Source organism: Ruminococcus flavefaciens ND2009, assembly GCF_000621785.1.
Lineage (GTDB): Bacteria > Bacillota > Clostridia > Oscillospirales > Ruminococcaceae > Ruminococcus > Ruminococcus flavefaciens_C.
Map to the genome: position 1 here is coordinate 138,144 of NZ_JHXI01000011.1, position 17,577 is coordinate 155,720.

A 17,577-nucleotide genomic window follows, 5' to 3' on the forward strand; every position below is an offset into this window, starting at 1 on the left:
TCTCCTTTAGAATACTCGTTCAACCTCATCCATCACAATGTCTGTGGAAACGTCCTCAAATCTATCGAAGACCTCCTGAGATACCCTGCCCACTGTGAGGCTGCAATAATAGCCAAGCTCTCCGCGCTTGCGTCTTTTATCGCGTGATCTGTACATATCCAGTCCATCTGGTATTTCCATACCGTCGGTGATATACAGTTTTGCTCTGACATAACCGTCGTTGTCGATAAACGCCTGCAGGAACTCCTCATATGTCATATCGGCAGAACACTCAAACGGCAGAGCTGTGCCTACCACATTTCTCAGATTTACCTTGCAGCCGGGAACAAGCTTCCGATACAGCTCTCCTGCTTCCTCATTGAACCGCTCCCGATACTTCACGAAAAGATAACTGTCCGTAGTCACAACGTCTGTATTTTCATTGACATAGATATCGAATTCGGTGCCGTCGCTGCAGCGCAGTCCATAGTAAACGCTCATAGGATCGCTGGGGTAGCGGCCGATGATATGCTCTGTGCCGTCTTCATCATATACTTTCTCGGGCCACGACTCCCAGCAGAGAAAACGTGATATGACCTCGAAGTCAATGCCGTATTTCTCCCCGACCTTGCAGATGCCGTTCCACTCCGCCTCGGGTATCTCCTCACCGTAGGAAGTATAGTGCTTCTGAACAGCTGCCTCAGTCTGAGCCTCGGGAGCCTTGTCTGACTGACCGCTGTTTTCTCCGCTTTTATTGCCTGCTGAGGTATTTCCTGCGGAAGCTGCCACAGTCGTCGTTTGTGCAGTTGTTGCTTTTGAAGTTGTCCTTTTTGCAGCAGTAGTCACTGCGGTTGACGAAGCTTCCGCAGCAGTTGTCTCGGTTGTAACAGCGCTTGTTACGGAAGTGGTCTCTGCTTCGTCTGAAGCCTGTTTTTCATTTCTGACCGAACCGCATCCCGTGAAAAACAATAATGCAGCAAGTGCTATAACGTGTTTCTTCATCTATTATACCACCTGTTCAGTTTCTTTATTTTCTTAGCCAGCTCGGGTGTGAAGTCCTCCTTCTTCGTGCGGAACTGCCAGTTGCCGCCCAGAGTCGAGGGAGTATTCATCCTGCCCTCCTTGGGACTGTCAAGGAAGTCCTGTATCTGAGCCGCAGCCACCTGCGCCACGCTTCCCCATGCCGCACGAATGACCGCCGCAGGGATGTCCTTCTTCCTCTTGACGTTCAGATACTTCATGGCGAACTTCAGCGACTTCTTGTCCAGAGTGTCTACCCAGCCGATAAGGGTCTCGTTGTCGTGAGTGCCCGTATATGCGAAATAATTGGTGCTGCTGTAATTATGGGGCAGATACTCGTTCTCGCCGTCGGAAAACGCGAACTGGAGCACCTTCATGCCCGGATAGCCGCACTTGTCCAGCATTGCCCTTACCTCGGGAGTGATGAAGCCCAGGTCCTCGGCAATGATGTTGAGCCTGCCCAGCTTCTCCTCAGCCAACTTGAAAAGCTCATAGTCGGGACCCTTCTTCCACTCGCCCACGGTAGCGTCCTCGTTGCCGTAGGGAATGGCGTAATAGCTCTCGAAGCCGCGGAAGTGGTCAATGCGAACAATATCGTAGAGCTTCGCAGCCGCGCCGATACGGTCTATCCACCACTCATAGCCTGTTTTCTTATGGTAGTCCCAGTTGTAGAGGGGATTGCCCCAGAGCTGCCCCAGAGGTGAGAAGCCGTCGGGCGGACAGCCTGCCACAGCGGTGGGACGGCGCTTTCTGTCAAACTGGAAAAGCTTCGGCGACGCCCACGCCTCAACGCTGTCCAGAGCGCAGTAAATGGGAATATCGCCTATTATCTCGATACCGTTGTCGTTGGCGTATTTTTTCAGTTCCCTCCACTGTCTGCTGAACTCGAACTGTATGAACTTATTGAAGCCGATGTCCTTTTTCAGCTCTTTTTTCGCAGCTGCCACAGCCTTGGGACGGTGCATTGCTATATCCTCGTCCCACTCATACCAGGGCTTGCCGTCATAGCGAAATTTCAGCGCCATGAACAGGGCGTAGTCCTCCAGCCATTTCTTGTTCTCCTCGCAGAATTTCCTGTATTCGGGAAACTTAGCTGGCTTGAAGCGGTCATAAGCCATTCTCAGCACATCAAAGCAGTGGTCGTACTGAAGGCTGTAATCCACCTTGTCCCTCTCGCTCTCCCAGTCATAGGAGGCGAACTCGTGGTGCTCAAGGAGACCGTCTCCCTCCAGCACCTCAAAGTCGATGAAGTAGGGATTGCCTGCCTTCACGGAGAAGGACTGATAGGGCGAATCGCCGTAGCTTGTGGGCGAAAGGGGCAGTATCTGCCAGCATTTCACCTCTGCGGCTTTGAGGAAGTCCACGAACTCAAATGCGGCTCTTCCCATTTTGCCAATGCCGTACTCCGACGGCAGGCTGGATATATGCATAAGTATGCAGCTTTTACGCATATGCTTCAACTCCGTTTCGTAACTGTATAATCTCCGCAAAAGCGCCGATAATACACACAGGAGGTGTTATCATGAAGCTTTCGCAGCTTTTCTTCTCGTTTCTCATGGGCTATTTCAGCTACAGTCTCATAGAGATACTGCTCCGCGGCTATACACACTGGACCATGTGTCTGACAGGCGGAGCCGTGCTCACACTGCTCTGCGCCGTCAACAGCCGCCCTGCCATGACGCTTATCAGGAGCTGTCTTGCGGGCTCGCTCCTCATAACCGCCATAGAGTTCACTGTGGGATTTTTCGACAATATCATTATGCACTGGAACGTGTGGGATTACTCGGATATGCCCCTGAATTTTCTTGGACAGGTCTGTATCCCCTTCTCCTGCTTCTGGTTCATACTGTGCATACCTGCCCGGGGGCTCTGCCTTGCAATGAACAGCCGCTTCGCAGGTAATGTGTACAAAAAGGCTGTTCCGATAGCCTCAGAACAGCCTTTGTGATCAATAGTTCTTGTTGGGATCCGCATTAAAGAAATTATTACTGCTTTCTGTATAATAATCATTGGGTTCAAGGGACATGAAGTCCTCGTCCTCGATGTCGGGGAGCCTTGCACCGCAGCGTCCGCAGAACTGGAAGCGCTCATTGACCTCAGCATCGCACTTGGGGCAGATCTTATAGCCTCTTATGCCGTTGAGCTCAAATCTCATCTTCTTGATCCTTCTGCGTCTTGTGTCAATATCGTCGCAAAGTACCTTAAGAGCTGCCGGGTCCTCGCCGGGATTCTTGTAGTATCTCTTTCCGATGTCGGTAAAGATCTCTACTATCCTTTCTTCCTCATAAAGGATCTTCCTTTTGAGGTTATTTGCCTCAGAGATGCTTTTTGCTTTTTCGGATACACCTCTGCTTGCGTCATTAAATTTATCGAGAATACCCATTTTCCATCACTCCTGTCGAATATTTTCTCGTTAAATATTGCACTTCTATTATACAACACCAATCGGAATTGTGTCAAGAGTTTTCATAATAAATTTAAAAAGCAGCCTCTGTTTTGTGCAATACTCACATTTCGGCTATATCATTTTCGGTAAGCTGAATAATACCGCCCCTGTTGAGGGCTTCCGAAGCCTGTGCATTGTCGTCCACACGGATAACAAATGACACCGCTCTGTCGGAAGTTCCGAGGAATGAGTACATATACTCAACGTTGACATTATCCTGACCCAATACGTCCAGAACGCGGCTGAGCTGACCGGGAGTATCGGGAATGGAAATAGCAAGCACCTCTGTCACGTTTACTGCAAAGGAAGCCTCCTTGAGTATCTCCACCGCCTTTTCGGTATCGTTGGCGATGAGTCTGATTATGCCGAAATCAGCGGTATCCGCAAGGCTGAGGGCTCTCAGGTTGACGCCGCTCTCCTTGATTATGCGCATAACGCCTGCCGCCTGATTTGGTCTGTTATCCACAAAAACTGAGATCTGTTTTACATTTGACATACTTTCTTCCTCCTTTTCGCTGTGTCCACGGGAGAAGCCTTACGCCTTCTTCTTGTCTGAGGTCTTGGGCTTGTCCTCATACATAACGAGAACAGAGAGCTCGTCCACATACTCGTTTACATGGGTCTGTGCGTCGTGACAGAGTCCCGATGAGGTGCTGAACTTGATGTCGATGACGTCAACACCGGCGATGAACTGATTGAGCTCATTCTCAAAAGCCGCAAATCTCTGGTACTTCTCCTGCTCGGGCATATAATTTGTGGAAAATAGCTTTATCTTCATAAATGTACCTCCTGAATGGTAATTGATACCCTATCCCCCCGGTATCAGTCGTGGAGCTTTCTCTTGTCGATGACTCTTACCGCCTTGCCCTCGCTTCTTATGATGGACTTGGGAGATACCAGATGTACCTTGGGATTGATGCCCAGCATGGTCTTGATAGCAACGGCAAGATCGTGCTCCTGCTTCTGCATATCCTTGACCTTGTCCGAGAACTGGTCGGGGTTCATCTCTACGCTGATGTCGAGAGTATCGGTATTGTTTACGCGGTCCACCTCGATGAGGTAGTTGGGTGAATAGCCCTGCTCGATGAGAACTGTCTCGATCTGTGAGGGGAATACATTTACGCCGCGGATTATCATCATATCGTCGCTTCTGCCCATGGGCTTAGCCATCTTGATGAGAGTTCTTCCGCATGAGCACTTCTTTCTGCTGAGGACGCAGAGGTCCCTTGTGCGGTAGCGGAGAAGGGGGAAGGCTTCCTTGGTTATGCTTGTGAATACCAGCTCGCCCACCTGTCCCTCGGGGAGCACCTCTCCTGTCTCGGGATCAATGATCTCGGGAATGAAGTTATCCTCGTTGATGTGCATACCGTTCTGCTCCGAGCACTCAAATGCAACACCGGGACCGCTGGACTCTGTAAGTCCGTAGATATCGTAAGCCTTGATACCCAGCGACTTCTCGATGGTACGGCGCATTTCCTCGGTCCAGGGCTCTGCGCCGAAGATACCTGCCTTCAGCTTTATATCGTCGGGAGTAAGTCCCATTTCCTGAAGTGTCTCGCCGATGTACGCCGCATAGGAAGGAGTACAGCAAAGGATAGTTGCACCGAGGTCACGCATAAACTGTATCTGTCTCTCGGTATTTCCCGAGCTCATGGGGAGGGTCAGACAGCCTACCTTGTGTGAGCCGCCGTGGAGACCTGCTCCGCCTGTGAACAGTCCGTAGCCGTAAGCCACCTGACATACGTCATTTTCGTCGCCGCCTGCGGCAGTGATAGCTCTTGCACAGCAGTCCTCCCACATATCAACATCTTTCTGTGTGTAGAAGGCAACTACTCTCTTGCCTGTTGTGCCGCTGGTGGAATGTATCCTTACGCACTCGCCAAGGGGCTTGGCAAGAAGTCCGTAAGGGTATGCCTCTCTGAGATCTGCCTTACTGAGGAAAGGAAGCTTGTGAAGGTCATCCGTTCCCTTGATGTCCTCGGGCTTAACGCCCTTTTCGTCCATGAGATCGCGGTAGTACTTAACGTTTTCATAAACGTGCTTTACCTGTGCAACGAGACGCTCGTCCTGGAGCTTTTTCATATCTTCCCGTGACGCACATTCGATCTCCTTGTTCCAATATTTTTCCATTGGACTTCATACTCCTTTGATTTGGATTTTTTATGTGAAGTTTATTATGTTCAAGTTTTTAGTTGTCAGAGCTTAGTGCTTAGTTTAGAGATCATAGAATTGATCATTTTGCCGATCTCATCACATAATCCCAATGCAGTTTCAGCGCTTTCCGAAGAAAAATATCCGAGTTCGATACATATGAGCATCTGTGTTTCAAGCTCAAATTTTGATCCTCTTGCGATAGAAAGGTAATGTACGAATTCTTTTGCCGTACTCCTGCCTTGACCTTCTGCAATATTTGAAGGAATAGATATTACCGCCCGCCTCATTTGCGAATCAAGAGCATATAACTCCTTCCGCGGCAAAGCTTCAAGAAGCAGGTAAACAGCTCTGACTAATTGCATGGACTTCTGCCATACTATAAGCTCGCGATAGCTATTCATGATCTCTCCCCCGACTCTAAGCACTGATCACTATGCACTATGCACTGATCACTTAGCAGCCTTTCCCAGCTCGAATGCCTTCTTGTTCAGCTCAAGGAACTTGGGCGGTACGCACTGCTCAAGTGCCTTCTGCCACAGCTCGTCGGGATAGTCCATACGGGAAGCAAGTACGCCCATGAGGACAACGTTTGAAGCCTTTGCGGTACCTGCCTGCTCTGCCAGTGAGAGAGCGTCAACTGCTACCAGCTCGACGCCTGCTGCCTTCAGCTTCTCAACAAGATTCTCGGGGTACTGTGCTGCACCTGTGATAACGGGCATAGGATCTATCTGCTGTGTTGAGGTGATGAGCTTGCCGCCCTTCTTGAGATAAGGAAGGCATCTTGCAGCCTCAAGGAGCTCGAAGGAGATGACAGCATCTGCCTCGCCCTTCTCGATAACGGGAGAATATACCTTCTCACCGTACTTTACATATGTTACAACGGAGCCGCCTCTCTGCGACATTCCGTGTACCTCGCTTACCTTTACGTCATAGCCCTGTGCAAGAAGCACATTTCCCAGAAGTCTTGAAGCGAGAAGCGAACCCTGTCCGCCTACGCCGACTATCATGATCGATTTAGTTTCCATTTTATATTACTCCTTAAAAGTTTATTGTCAGTTTTCTCTGCCGAACTTTATGAATGTTCCGACAGCGCCAATTGCTGCGAAAAGGTAGTTCTCAGCCAGTGAAGCCACAAATCTTCCCTTTGCGCCGACGGCTGAAAGTATATCGCCGAAGTTGTCCCAGCAGTTGCCGAAGGTGGGGGTTGTATCTCCGCCGAGAATGCTCTTGTAGTAGGTATCGGATAAACCGTATGAATCAAATGCCTTGGTGAGCTCCTTGGCTTCCTCAATGGCGTCCACAAGGGCGAAGGTCCATGAGATCTTTACGGAGAAGTATACCGCTATGACCATAACTATTCCGCAGATTATGAGACCGGTCTTGGCACTGAGCCAGCTTTTCCCGGTCATGAGCTTGTAGCCGAAGAAGATACATATCGCCATAACCGCTCCGCAGAGAGCCGCAATGAAGCCGAATCTTGCCACAAGTATCATCAGCAGCATACCGGGTATGGCACCGATGACCGCTCCGAGGATGCCCTTCAGCATAGCTGTGAAGTCTGAATCGCTGCTTCCTGCGGACCTCATCACCATTGAGTCGGTGGAGTTGTAGTTATTATAGGGATTGTATCTGTAAGCATCGCTGCCATAGCCGCTCTGTGCGTTTCCGTAGCCTGCCGGCTGATTACCGTAGCTGCTCTGCTGTCCGCCATAGCCTGAAGACGGCTGTCTGTAGCCGCCGCTCTGCTGCTGACCATAGCTGTTCTGCTGCGCTCCGTAGCCCTGCTGAGGGGACTGCGGTGCGGTCGGCGCTCCGTAACTATTGCCGCGCTGACCGTAGTTCATACGGCGCGGATCGTATTTGTAATCGTCGCTGGAATAGCCCATATCGTTGACCTTTACAGGCTGAGGTGCAGGCTGCTGTGGCGCGGACTGCTGTCCGTAGCTGCTCTGCTGTGCTCCGTAGCCTGTGGACTGCGGTGCTGCTGACTGTGTGGACTGCTGTCCGTAGCCGCCCTGCTGTACTCCGTAGCCTGTGGACTGCGGTGCTGTTGACTGTGTTGACTGCTGTCCGTAGCTGCTCTGCTGTGCTCCGTAGCCTGTGGACTGCGGTGCTGCGGGCTGTGTGGACTGCTGCGATACGGCTTTATTTTCACCAAGCTGTCCGAAAGCGCTGTTCATCTGATCCAGCGCGCTGAGTATATCATCAGATGTGCTCCTCGGCGCACTTGCCGGAGCAGCTCCTGCGGGATCGTAAACGCTCTGAGCTCCCTGCGCAGCCCCGTGATTGCCGCTCAGGTCATTCATGCCGCTGATCCCCGTCATAAGGTCGTCCATACCGTTATCCTCCTATATCACTGCGCGATGATCTCAAGATCGCCGTCCACAAAGCCTATGGCGACGCCCTTTGCCCCCTTGATAACATCGGCATATTTTCCGTTTGCGAGGTACTCCTCAGCCATTTCCTTAAACAGCTCCTGAGCGTGAGACCAGCCTGTGTCCTCCTCGTCTGAGGTATCCACCGTGAAGATATTCTCGCCGCTGCTCCAGACCTCCTCGCAAGCCCACTCGCCTTCCTTGTCCTCGGGGTCGAAATCCCCGGCAGCAACCAGCTGTACGCCGTAGATGTGGTCCTCGTCAGACTCCTCATATAAATTGAAGCAGTAAGCCTGAGTACTCTCGGGCATTTCGTTATTCTCGAGAAGGTCGTCCAGCCAGTGGGCGAATTCCTCATATATCGGTAACTGTATCATCTTTTTTCCTCTTTGTCTTCTTAAATCTGAAAAGTTCAAGCTTTCCGCACCTGGGGCATTCATAGATGCTTACTGTAAGAGCTCCCGACAGGAGATTGTCCCAGTCGCCTATTATGAAGCCCGTGCGTCCAAGCTGTATTCGCTTCGTTCCCATGTACTTCATCTGTACATTGCAGTAAGGACAGTATATTGTTCTGATCTTCATAGCTATTCTCCGTTATTTGCTGTGTGGCATTATATTTCAAACAGATCGTTTTATGAGGAACGCTGTGTAAACTCCGCGGTGCAGGTTCGGGACGTCGGGGACGCCGTCCCCTACATATTATTCGATAGCACCCAACTTGCACTGCTCCTGGCGGAGTGCCTCCGCTCCCAGCATGGTCAATGCAGTTCAACCCCTTGATTTTTCTTATTCAATAGCGCCTAACTTGCACTGCTCCTGGCATATTCCGCAGCCTACGCACTGTGTATGGTCGATGACTGCCTTGCCGTCACGCATGGATATTGCAGGACAGCCCAGCTTCATACACATCTTGCAGCCTACACACTTGTCTGCATTCACCTTGAGAGGCGGATTGTGCTTTACATACTTGAGAAGTGCACAGGGACGGCGGGAAATAATTACCGATGCCTCATCCGCAGCAAGCTCCTCCTTGATAGCTGCCTCTGTCTCCGCAAGCTTGTAGGGGTCTGTGACTCTTACGCGCTTGATTCCGATAGCCTTGCACAGCTCCTCCAGATTTACGGCAGCAGCAGGATCGCCCTTCAGGTTCTTTCCTGTGGTGGGGTTCTGCTGATGACCTGTCATGCCTGTGATGGAGTTGTCAAGTATGATAACTGTTGAATTTGAATTATTGTAGGCGATATTTACCAGACCTGTCATACCGCTGTGCATGAAGGTGGAATCGCCGATAACTGCCACGCTCTTGTGCTCGGACTCCGCTCCGCGAGCCTTGTTGAAGCCGTGGAGACCCGAAATGGAAGCGCCCATGCAGATAGTTGTATCGATAGCGTTGAGAGGTGCGGCAGCTCCGAGAGTGTAGCAGCCGATGTCTCCCGATACGGTAACGCCCAGCTTCTTGAGGCAGTAGAACAGTCCTCTGTGGGGACATCCTGCACACATTACGGGAGGACGAACAGGGATATTGTCCTCAAGGGCAACGAAGTCCTTCTTCTCGCCCAGTATCTTCTCTGCGATAACGGACTGGGGAAGCTCGCCGATATAGCCGAATATCTCCTTGCCCTTTACGTTGTTTACACCGATGTTGCGGCAGTGCTCCTCGATTATGCCGTCAAGCTCCTCGATGACGTAGATCTGCTCGTACTTCTTTGCGAAGTCCTGAATGAGCTTCTCGGGGAGAGGATTTACCATGCCCAGCTTCAGCACGGAAGCCTTCTCACCCAGAGCTTCCTTAACGTACTGATAGCAGGCGCCGTTGGTGATAACACCGAACTCAGCCTTGTCGGAGAGCTCCACTCTGTTGAGGGGAGAGGTCTCTGCGTACTCGATGAGCTTCTTTGTGCGCTCCTCAACGAAAACGTGTCTGCCCTTTGCGTAAGCAGGCATCATTACGAACTTTGAGGGATTCTTTTCATAGTCCTTGAGGGGAAGCTCCTGACGGTCCTCCATCTCAACTATGCTCTGTGAGTGAGCAACTCTTGTGGACATTCTTACTATAAAGGGAGCGTCAAACTTCTCTGAGAGCTCAAATGCCAGCTTGACGAACTCCTTACATTCTGTAGAGTCGGAGGGCTCCAGCATAGGCACCTTTGAAGCGATAGCATGGTGACGGCTGTCCTGCTCGTTCTGTGAGGAGTGCATACCCTGGTCGTCGGCAACTGCGATGACCATACCTGCGTTGACGCCTGTGTAGCCTGCTGTGTAGAGGGGGTCTGCGGCAACATTGAGACCAACGTGCTTCATTCCGCAGAAGCTTCTTGCGCCTGCGATGGAAGCTCCCAGAGCAGTCTCCATAGCTACCTTCTCATTGGGCGCCCACTCTGCGTAGACCTCATCGTACTTTGCCACCTCTTCGGTGATCTCCGTGGAGGGTGTTCCGGGATAGCTTGATACTACCCGACATCCTGCCTCGTATAAGCCTCTTGCAAAGGCTTCGTTTCCAAGCATAAGTTTCTTCATTTTATGTATATTCCTTTCATGTTATTTAGCATATTGATGTTTTTCCGTCGGGCAAGCCGAGGGAAGAAATACGTTCCAGCCGTGTGACATAGCTTCGCTCGTCACACTACTTTTCAGGGGAGACGCTGTCTCCCCTCGCACACCCCTCTGCTCAAGGGAGAGCCTCCCTTGAGAATCCCGATGCTGCGGCTGCGCCGCTTTTTGTTATTGATTAAAGTTCACGGCTTTCAGCCACTGTGCCACGCCGTCCTCATCGCAGGTGCCGATGATATGGTCGGCGGCAGCCTTCACCTCGTCCCTTGCATTGCCCACGGCGACCTTTATATCCGCCTGTGCAAACATGGGCAGGTCGTTGAGGTTGTCCCCGAAGGCGACTACCTCGTCAAAGCCGTATCTCTCGCGGAGATACTTCACTCCGTTGGCTTTTGACGCCTTATGGGAGAAAAGCTCCAGATACCACTTGTCCTCGTAGGTGTCCTTATAGAAGGCGCAGTCCAGTCCCTCTATGCCATCTGCCGCCTGCTTTACGGGATAAAGCCTGTCATGGTCTCCCGTGGTGGTGAGGTACACCACCTGGCTGTCGGCGTGGTCTATGAGCCTGTCGTACTGCACGAATGGCTTGTTGTAGCGGTTTTTGCGGACCTCCGCAAAGCTTCGCATGACAGCCGTAGTGATCTCGGAATAGCAGCAGGTCAGCACTCCGCCGCATATCTTGTACATGAAGCAGCGGACGTCATTCTCCTCGAATGCCCTCAGTGCTTCATGGGACGCGGACACGGGAATGAACTCGTTCTTTACGAATTCTCTCCTGTCCCTGTCGTATATGCTTACGCCGTTCATAAGTATGCAGGGCACACTTATTTTCAGCGGCGCTGTGATATGGACTATGGAGTATGGTGAACGGGCTGTGGCAAAGGTAAAATACATCCCCTCCGAGATCAGCCTGTTGAGAGTATCTGCGGTCCCGGCGGTGACGATACCCGAGGAATCCAGCAGTGTACCGTCAAGGTCTGAGATATAGAGCCTTTTCAAATTATGACCTCACCTCCCGAATCATCACATAGATACTCATAATAGCATTATAACATATTTTAAGAGAAAAGTGAAGATTAAATTTTTACCTTGCCTGCAATTTGTCTATTCCGACGGAATTAGGGCGCTGCGAATGTAAATACTGCATAATCTTACGCCCTCGGAGCAAAAAAATACCCCGTCATCGCTGACGGGTGAGGGGAGCCCCCTACGGCTGAATCGCGGCAAAAAAAATACCGAGCCATAGTTTCAGGCTCGGTAACCAGCTTTTGCCGCAAGTGAAAGTACACGGAAGGGATGTGTATATATGAAAGTTATTTGATCTCAAGTCTCTTGGAAACGGGCTCCTCGGGCTTCTTCTTCGGGAGCTCAAGTGTGAGGATTCCGTTCTTGTATGCCGCGCTGATAGCCTCTGTGTCCACATCGGAGACGTCGAAGCTCCTCTTGTATGAGCCGAAGGTGCGCTCGCGGCGGATATAATTGCCTTTTTCGTCCTTCTCATCGTTGTTTGTACTGTGCTCCGCAGCTATGGTGAGCTGTGTGCCGTTGATGTCAAGCTTGATGTCCTCTTTCTCGAAGCCCGGAAGCTCCGACTCCATAACGTACTTGTCTCCGTCATCGCGGATGTCGGTGCGGCAGGAGTTTATCGGCATACTGTCGCCGAAAAAGTTATTGTCAAAGTCATTGAATGCGTCCCAGAGGCCGAAGCCTGTTCTTCCGAAGGGTGTAAGTCCATACATCATAAGTCATACCTCCAATTTGGTTTCATATTTATCCGTGAGTTTATTCTATGCAGTTTTCCTCATTATATGCACTTTCCATCGGTATCGCTTCCTTTCGTTTCATTGTCTATATGATACTGCCGTTTTTTGAAAGGAATATCACAGGTATGTGACAGGACAATGAAAATTAGCACTCTCAGGTCGAGAGTGCTAATTTGTCGTTTTTCAGAATGTATCGGAGAACCATTCGTAGACTTCGTTGAGGTCTTCATTGCCTGTGGCGACATCTGTCATGCAGGTGCTTGCGTGGAAAGCCACAGTTTTCAGCTTGCCGTCATTGTCGTAGTACAGCCCGTACCAGCGCTCCTCGGGAGCCTCCACAGTGGGAAGCGCTTCGGGATATTCAAGCTCTCTGCCCTCGGCTCCCGAAGCTTTTGCAAGCATGGTATACGCTTTTTCAAGGGCTGCCTTGTCACAGTTCTTCACAAGCCTGATGTCATCGTCAAGGGCTCCTGAGGCGAATTTCTCACTGAGGCTGTCAATTCCCATGGTGCAGACCTCGTCCGTCATCGCCCTGTAGTAGTTGCCCGCACTGTCACAGAAGGTAAGCTGATACGCGCCTTCAAAGCTGTAGGTGTACATGAATGTTATATCGGGCATTTTTATCTCTCTCGGCTCCTCGCTCCTGCCGCAGCCCGAAAAGCAGCCGATGAGCAGTACTATCGCCGAAAATGCTGCCAGTGTCCGTTCCATAGTGTCCCCTCCTTGACTGAACGTTTTCTATATATAAGTGCGTTTCAGAGGGGCATTTCGTCACTTTTTTCCGAAACTTTGTATGAATGAACAAAACAAAAGCGCCGATTTTGCACATATTGCACTATCGGCGCCTGTATTCAGATGTATGCCTGCTTCTTCAGCAGGGCTGTAATGGTCCTGCCGATAATGGCAAAGTAGTTTATGTCCGTCACCGACCACTTCTTGAAGCGGTCTATGTAGCAGAAGGAAATGACTCCCTTCACCATGCTGTCCTCGGTCATGAGGTACTGGACTGCGCCGCCGATATGCTGGGCAGTGAGCTGCCCGAAGGCGTTGTCGTCACGCCCCTCAAGCTCGTTGACGTTGTCTATGACGAATATGCCGTCTCCCGAAAACCTGTCCGTATAGTCGTTTTCAAAGAGGTAGGCGGCGTTTTTGGAGGCAGCATTTCCGCAGCTCAGGGTAAGTCCCATATCACTGCCCGAGAATACGCATATATCGTCAAGCCCGAACTTGCTCCTGACCTGCTCCAGCAACACTGACATATCGGGAACTCTGCCAAGCACAAGGCTCTCGCAGAGACCGCTGACAAAGCCGAGCTTCTCCGAGGACTCGCCCTTTCCGCTGAGGAAGGCTATCTTGCCCCCTGCGTCCCGCTCTACGGGACCGTGCTTCTCCACATCATAGATGACATAGCGGTTCTGTCCCTTTTCCTGGGCTATGAGAAGCGCCTTGTCCGCCTGCATGAAAAGCTCGTCATAGCTGCGGCTGTCCACGGGATAGGTGGATATGCCCATTGAGCAGGTAAGGCGGAAATTCTGGAAGCGGTCCGCAAAGGCGAACTCCGTATTTGTCCTTATGGCGCGGAGTATCCCTCGCAGGTCCTCCTCGTCACGGGTGTCCTCAAGGACTATGAGGAAGCTGCCGCCGCTTATCCTGCCTGCAACACCGCGGCTGCCTGTCTCGGTCTTGATTATGCGGGCGACGGTGTATACCACCTCGTCGCCGAAAAGATGTCCGTAGACGTTGTTTATCTCCGTGAAGTTGTCAATGTCCAGCACCACAAGATTTACCCTGTATGAGGGCCTTTCACCCAGTATCTTCTGAGCTACTGAGGTGACTGCGGTCTTGTTGAGAAGTCCCGAAAGAGCGTCACGGTTGGCTTCAAGGGCAAGATTTACGTCCTTGCTCTTGCTTCGGGAGGTGACCACGGAGATAATTCCGCTGACCTTGCGGCTGTCGGGAGAGTCATACCGCGTTATGCCGCGGAAAAGGCACATCTCCCTGGTCTTGCCGCCTGTCAGTACGGAGGTCTCGAACTCGTAGTCAAAGCGGTAGACTCCGCTGCTGATGTCCCTGCACAGGGAGTTGAATATCTCGATATACCGCGGCATAACGCTGCCGCTGTCAATAGCGTTCTTCCGCCATGTCTCCAGCTCCTCGTCGGTGAGGACTATCTCGCGGAAGCAGTCGAACATATATATCTTGATGCGCTTGGTCTCGAAGCTGTACTCAAAAGCAAGGTCGGATATGAGGCTCAGCACATGGCGGTACTCGCTGAGCTTCCGCTCCCTGCCGAATGCAAGTCTTTCAAGAGACTCAATATCGCTGAAGGTCATGCTGTAGAGGGGCTCTGTCCCCTCTGCCATTCGGAGCTTCACGGAAGCCAGTATCCAGCGGTAGACGCCGCTGACGCCCTTCATGCGTATGACGGTGCTCTTTATCTCGCCCACTGCCGCGTTCTCCACGCAGTCAAGTATCCTGGGGTAGTCCTCGTCACAGATAGTTCGCCTGATGGAATAGGTGACGTCGTTGCCGAAAAACGTGAAGAACGCCTCGTCACCGCTCTGGGTGTGGAGACTTCTGTCAACCACGGCTCTGCCTATGACGTAGAGGTCGCTGCTTATCTGTCCGCCGCTCATATACTGTCCTCCTTTCCTCCGTGCTTTCAGTAACTCAGAGTATTATATCCTCGAATTTGCCCCGTATCGCCTTCACCAGCTCCTGAGGTGAGAGGCGTATCTGTGTGCCTATGCGTCCGCCGCTGATGTAGAACAGGGGAAGCTCCTCTGCGGTACGGTGTATCACCGTCATGAACTGCTTCTTCATGCCGATAGGGGTGCAGCCGCCGCGGACGTAGCCCGTTATCTTGGTGATGTCTTTGACATGGAGCAGCTCCACGGACTTCTCCCCCACGCTCTTTGCCGCCTTTTTCAGGTCCAGCTCCAGAGCTACGGGCAGCAGGAAGCAGTAATAGCTTCCGCTCTTGCCCTGTGCCACCAGTGTCTTGAAGGTCTCATCAAGGGGCTGTCCCAGCTTCTCAGCGGTGTGTATGCCGTCGATGAACTCCTCGCACTCGTAGGTCTGCACGGTGTATTCTATCTTGCTTTTATCCAGAAAACGCATTGCGTTGGTCTTTAGTTCCTTGCCCATTGTTTTTCTCCCACTGTCTTATCTCAGTCCACATACCAGAAATTCACCATATCATAAAGGTATATCTTCCCCCTTGACGGCACCTGCACCAGCGCATTTGCCGCAAAATACAAGTCGCCCGTACAGGTAATTATACTCAGAGCTCCGAAGATCGCAGGCGGAGACCAGTGAAAGATCAGACCGGCGACCAGCGGAAGTGCTCCCAGCAGCAAAAACGGCAGCATCAACATAAAAAGATACCTCTTTTTGCTCATATGCTCGGGAGACATTGCAAAAAGCAGTCCGTTTCCTACATATATATAGGACTCCTCTTTGAAGCATACAGCGTGGATGTATTCATGGGGGATCATAAAAACAAATGCAAGCATTGCAGCCACGACTCCCGCAATGCTGAGAAGCTCCCTGCCGAAGGTATTTACAAGAAGTATCAGGAACAGATAGCCAAGAACGCAGGAGATCAGTGTCATCACCAGAGTGAGAACCGCAAGATTATCTATCTTCTTTATCCTGTGTGCTCCCGATATCATTTCGCCCTTTGGCAACGACTTCGGGTCATTATTGTATTTTCCCATGAACTTTATCTTCATATATTTCTCCGTATAACAAATAAAACCATGGGCGGATAATATCCGCCCTTACTCGGGACGCCGGGAGCGGCGTTCCCTACTTTTTGCTAAAAACGCAGCCGCAGTAATTCTGACGGTACAAGCCGTACTGCCGCGACAGCTCTATGGAGTGCTTATAGCCCTCATGCTTCTTGAAATCTGAGAAAAGATAGGGCACTCCGCATTCCTCCTGCACCTGCCCTCCGCACTCGTTGATAAAGGCGCAGTCCTTGTGAGGACTTATGGTAAGGGTGGTGGTGAACATATCACAGCCCAGCTCCTTCGCCTTTGCTCCTGCCTTCCTCAGCCGGTAGGCTATGCACTTTTGGCAGCGCTCTCCCCTCTCGGGAAGGTCCTCAAGTCCCTTTGCAAGCTCGTAGAACGGCGCAGGGTCATAGGGCTCTTCCACCACCTCTATGCTCATTTCCATCTCCTTTACCAGCCTTTTCAGCTCGCTGAGACGGAAGCTGAACTCCTCCTCGGGAGCTATGTTGGGATTGCAGAAATACAGCGTTATACGGAAGTATTTGTCCAGCACCGTAAGTGTGTGGCTGCTGCATGGCGCACAGCAGGCGTGAAGCAGCAGCGACGGTCTCTCGCCGCTCTTTTCAAGCTCTGACAGCTTCCTGTCAAGGAGCAGACCGTAATTGGTCTTTGCCTGACCTGCCATTACTTGTCCTCAAGCTTTTTCAGTGCCTTGAGCTCCTCGCGGTTCACCTTTATCTCGGTGTCCTTCAGCAGCTTTACCTCGCTCCTGTCAAGAGTTACTGGCACCTCGGACTTGTCGGTCTTTACGCGGAGCTTTCCTGTGATGAGGTTCACGTCCTCCACTCTGCCCTTGTCGCCGTCGGGAGTAACTACGATAGCGCCCATTTTAGGCGTTATCTTCAGCAGTGCCTCATAGGCGTTCTGCTCGTTTTTCAGGCAGCACATGAGCCTGCCGCAGGTTCCCGAGATCTTTGTGGGGTTCAGGGAAAGTCCCTGCTCCTTTGCCATTTTTATGGAAACAGGCTGGAAGTCGCCCATATATGCCTTACAGCAGAATTCCCTGCCGCAGATGCCAAGTCCGCCCAGTATCTTTGCCTCGTCGCGGACACCTATCTGACGCAGCTCTATCCTTGTTCTGAAAACCGCTGCCAGGTCCTTGACCAGCTCGCGGAAGTCCACACGGTTCTCGGCTGTGAAGTAGAACAGCAGCTTATTGTTGTCAAAGGTGCACTCAACGTCCACCAGCTTCATATCCAGCTTGCGGAAGGCTATCTTCTCCTCGCATATCCTGAATGCGTCCTTCTCGCGCTGCTTGTTCTTCTCCAGGGTCTTCATATCGTTCTCGTCCGCAAGCCTGATTATGGGCTTGAGGGGGGAAGAGATCATCTCATCGTCGATCTGACGGTTGGCGATGACTACCTCTCCGCACTCCACGCCGCGGACTGTCTCGACTATGGCGCGGTCTCCCACCTGTGCATTGATATTGCCCGGTGAGAAGTAGTATATTTTTCCTACGCTCTTGAAGCGTACTCCGACTATTTCCTTCATAA

The 17,577-nt window shown here is 51.5% G+C and carries 21 protein-coding genes; 1 reads left to right on the plus strand and 20 read right to left on the minus strand.

The genetic code is table 11. The annotated features are described in order from the left end of the window. Positions 1-6: 6 nt before the first annotated feature. Both T488_RS0103600 and malQ read right to left on the minus strand, forming a co-directional pair. Positions 7-981 (minus strand): hypothetical protein, encoded by a 975-nt coding sequence (locus tag T488_RS0103600; RefSeq protein ID WP_028519616.1) that lies wholly within the window; start codon positions 979-981, stop codon positions 7-9. Beyond that, complete coding sequence (gene malQ / locus T488_RS0103605; protein WP_278245058.1) at positions 978-2,489, minus strand: 4-alpha-glucanotransferase; 1,512 nt, start codon at positions 2,487-2,489, stop codon at positions 978-980. The genes T488_RS0103600 and malQ overlap by 4 nt, the downstream gene beginning before the upstream one ends. Positions 2,490-2,521: 32 nt before the next feature. Between malQ and T488_RS16880 the strand changes: the two genes are divergently transcribed. Beyond that, the gene (locus tag T488_RS16880) at positions 2,522-2,947 is read left to right on the plus strand and encodes a putative ABC transporter permease (protein WP_051536241.1); all 426 of its coding nucleotides are present in this window, start codon (positions 2,522-2,524) and stop codon (positions 2,945-2,947) included. Here T488_RS16880 and T488_RS0103615 read toward each other — a convergent pair whose 3' ends face one another. From T488_RS0103615 to T488_RS0103700, 18 genes are all read right to left on the minus strand, one after another. Continuing rightward, on the minus strand, positions 2,948-3,382 hold the full coding sequence (locus T488_RS0103615; RefSeq protein ID WP_028519618.1) for a zinc ribbon domain-containing protein: 435 nt from the start codon (positions 3,380-3,382) through the stop codon (positions 2,948-2,950). A gap of 124 nt (positions 3,383-3,506) precedes the next feature. Continuing rightward, positions 3,507-3,941 (minus strand): amino acid-binding protein, encoded by a 435-nt coding sequence (locus tag T488_RS0103620; RefSeq protein WP_028519619.1) that lies wholly within the window; start codon positions 3,939-3,941, stop codon positions 3,507-3,509. A gap of 39 nt (positions 3,942-3,980) precedes the next feature. Further along, the gene (locus T488_RS0103625) at positions 3,981-4,223 is read right to left on the minus strand and encodes a hypothetical protein (protein WP_028519620.1); all 243 of its coding nucleotides are present in this window, start codon (positions 4,221-4,223) and stop codon (positions 3,981-3,983) included. 44 nt (positions 4,224-4,267) lie between these two features. After that, positions 4,268-5,575, minus strand: a complete 1,308-nt coding sequence (locus T488_RS0103630; RefSeq protein WP_028519621.1) for a phenylacetate--CoA ligase family protein — start codon at positions 5,573-5,575, stop codon at positions 4,268-4,270. 65 nt (positions 5,576-5,640) lie between these two features. After that, entirely contained in the window at positions 5,641-6,000 is a 360-nt protein-coding gene (locus T488_RS0103635; RefSeq protein ID WP_028519622.1) for a four helix bundle protein, read from the minus strand. 48 nt (positions 6,001-6,048) lie between these two features. Then, entirely contained in the window at positions 6,049-6,624 is a 576-nt protein-coding gene (locus tag T488_RS0103640; RefSeq protein ID WP_028519623.1) for an indolepyruvate oxidoreductase subunit beta, read from the minus strand. Between the two features lie 27 nt (positions 6,625-6,651). Then, entirely contained in the window at positions 6,652-7,935 is a 1,284-nt protein-coding gene (locus T488_RS0103645) for a DUF308 domain-containing protein (protein WP_028519624.1), read from the minus strand. Between the two features lie 17 nt (positions 7,936-7,952). Further along, complete coding sequence (locus tag T488_RS0103650) at positions 7,953-8,351, minus strand: hypothetical protein (RefSeq protein WP_028519625.1); 399 nt, start codon at positions 8,349-8,351, stop codon at positions 7,953-7,955. Beyond that, positions 8,329-8,556 (minus strand): hypothetical protein, encoded by a 228-nt coding sequence (locus T488_RS0103655; protein ID WP_028519626.1) that lies wholly within the window; start codon positions 8,554-8,556, stop codon positions 8,329-8,331. The genes T488_RS0103650 and T488_RS0103655 overlap by 23 nt, the downstream gene beginning before the upstream one ends. A 204-nt stretch (positions 8,557-8,760) precedes the next feature. Continuing rightward, a complete protein-coding gene (gene iorA, locus T488_RS0103660; protein ID WP_028519627.1) occupies positions 8,761-10,491 on the minus strand; it encodes an indolepyruvate ferredoxin oxidoreductase subunit alpha in 1,731 nt (576 codons plus the stop codon). 204 nt (positions 10,492-10,695) lie between these two features. After that, positions 10,696-11,523, minus strand: coding sequence for a Cof-type HAD-IIB family hydrolase (locus T488_RS0103665; protein ID WP_028519628.1), 828 nt, complete (start codon positions 11,521-11,523; stop codon positions 10,696-10,698). A gap of 314 nt (positions 11,524-11,837) precedes the next feature. Then, positions 11,838-12,266: an Hsp20/alpha crystallin family protein gene (locus T488_RS0103670; protein ID WP_242838296.1), complete on the minus strand. Its 429-nt coding sequence runs from the start codon at positions 12,264-12,266 to the stop codon at positions 11,838-11,840. A gap of 204 nt (positions 12,267-12,470) precedes the next feature. After that, on the minus strand, positions 12,471-12,998 hold the full coding sequence (locus T488_RS0103675) for a hypothetical protein (protein ID WP_028519630.1): 528 nt from the start codon (positions 12,996-12,998) through the stop codon (positions 12,471-12,473). Between the two features lie 140 nt (positions 12,999-13,138). Next, positions 13,139-14,923, minus strand: a complete 1,785-nt coding sequence (locus T488_RS0103680) for a sensor domain-containing diguanylate cyclase (protein WP_028519631.1) — start codon at positions 14,921-14,923, stop codon at positions 13,139-13,141. Between the two features lie 34 nt (positions 14,924-14,957). Next, complete coding sequence (ybaK, locus tag T488_RS0103685) at positions 14,958-15,434, minus strand: Cys-tRNA(Pro) deacylase (RefSeq protein WP_028519632.1); 477 nt, start codon at positions 15,432-15,434, stop codon at positions 14,958-14,960. A gap of 23 nt (positions 15,435-15,457) precedes the next feature. Then, positions 15,458-16,021 carry a metalloprotease family protein gene (locus T488_RS0103690; protein WP_028519633.1) on the minus strand — a complete coding sequence of 188 codons (564 nt, stop codon included), beginning with the start codon at positions 16,019-16,021 and terminating at the stop codon, positions 15,458-15,460. A 76-nt stretch (positions 16,022-16,097) separates the two neighbouring features. After that, on the minus strand, positions 16,098-16,709 hold the full coding sequence (locus tag T488_RS0103695) for an epoxyqueuosine reductase QueH (protein WP_028519634.1): 612 nt from the start codon (positions 16,707-16,709) through the stop codon (positions 16,098-16,100). Further along, positions 16,709-17,575 (minus strand): PSP1 domain-containing protein, encoded by an 867-nt coding sequence (locus T488_RS0103700; protein WP_028519635.1) that lies wholly within the window; start codon positions 17,573-17,575, stop codon positions 16,709-16,711. Before T488_RS0103700 ends, T488_RS0103695 begins: the two co-directional genes overlap by 1 nt. Positions 17,576-17,577: the final 2 nt, after the last annotated feature.

Excerpts from the sequence above, each read along its gene's own strand:
- T488_RS0103615 (WP_028519618.1), bottom strand. The coding sequence starts at position 3,382 with ATGGGTATTCTCGATAAATTTAATGACGCAAGCAGAGGTGTATCCGAA.
- T488_RS0103690 (WP_028519633.1), bottom strand. The coding sequence starts at position 16,021 with ATGAAGATAAAGTTCATGGGAAAATACAATAATGACCCGAAGTCGTTG.
- T488_RS0103680 (WP_028519631.1), bottom strand. The coding sequence starts at position 14,923 with ATGAGCGGCGGACAGATAAGCAGCGACCTCTACGTCATAGGCAGAGCC.
- T488_RS0103630 (WP_028519621.1), bottom strand. The coding sequence starts at position 5,575 with ATGGAAAAATATTGGAACAAGGAGATCGAATGTGCGTCACGGGAAGAT.
- T488_RS0103700 (WP_028519635.1), bottom strand. The coding sequence starts at position 17,575 with ATGAAGGAAATAGTCGGAGTACGCTTCAAGAGCGTAGGAAAAATATAC.
- T488_RS0103675 (WP_028519630.1), bottom strand. The coding sequence starts at position 12,998 with ATGGAACGGACACTGGCAGCATTTTCGGCGATAGTACTGCTCATCGGC.
- T488_RS0103620 (WP_028519619.1), bottom strand. The coding sequence starts at position 3,941 with ATGTCAAATGTAAAACAGATCTCAGTTTTTGTGGATAACAGACCAAAT.
- T488_RS0103645 (WP_028519624.1), bottom strand. The coding sequence starts at position 7,935 with ATGGACGACCTTATGACGGGGATCAGCGGCATGAATGACCTGAGCGGC.
- T488_RS16880 (WP_051536241.1), top strand. The coding sequence starts at position 2,522 with ATGAAGCTTTCGCAGCTTTTCTTCTCGTTTCTCATGGGCTATTTCAGC.
- T488_RS0103635 (WP_028519622.1), bottom strand. The coding sequence starts at position 6,000 with ATGAATAGCTATCGCGAGCTTATAGTATGGCAGAAGTCCATGCAATTA.
- ybaK (WP_028519632.1), bottom strand. The coding sequence starts at position 15,434 with ATGGGCAAGGAACTAAAGACCAACGCAATGCGTTTTCTGGATAAAAGC.
- T488_RS0103670 (WP_242838296.1), bottom strand. The coding sequence starts at position 12,266 with ATGATGTATGGACTTACACCCTTCGGAAGAACAGGCTTCGGCCTCTGG.
- T488_RS0103640 (WP_028519623.1), bottom strand. The coding sequence starts at position 6,624 with ATGGAAACTAAATCGATCATGATAGTCGGCGTAGGCGGACAGGGTTCG.
- T488_RS0103650 (WP_028519625.1), bottom strand. The coding sequence starts at position 8,351 with ATGATACAGTTACCGATATATGAGGAATTCGCCCACTGGCTGGACGAC.
- T488_RS0103695 (WP_028519634.1), bottom strand. The coding sequence starts at position 16,709 with ATGGCAGGTCAGGCAAAGACCAATTACGGTCTGCTCCTTGACAGGAAG.
- T488_RS0103655 (WP_028519626.1), bottom strand. The coding sequence starts at position 8,556 with ATGAAGATCAGAACAATATACTGTCCTTACTGCAATGTACAGATGAAG.
- iorA (WP_028519627.1), bottom strand. The coding sequence starts at position 10,491 with ATGAAGAAACTTATGCTTGGAAACGAAGCCTTTGCAAGAGGCTTATAC.
- T488_RS0103625 (WP_028519620.1), bottom strand. The coding sequence starts at position 4,223 with ATGAAGATAAAGCTATTTTCCACAAATTATATGCCCGAGCAGGAGAAG.
- T488_RS0103600 (WP_028519616.1), bottom strand. The coding sequence starts at position 981 with ATGAAGAAACACGTTATAGCACTTGCTGCATTATTGTTTTTCACGGGA.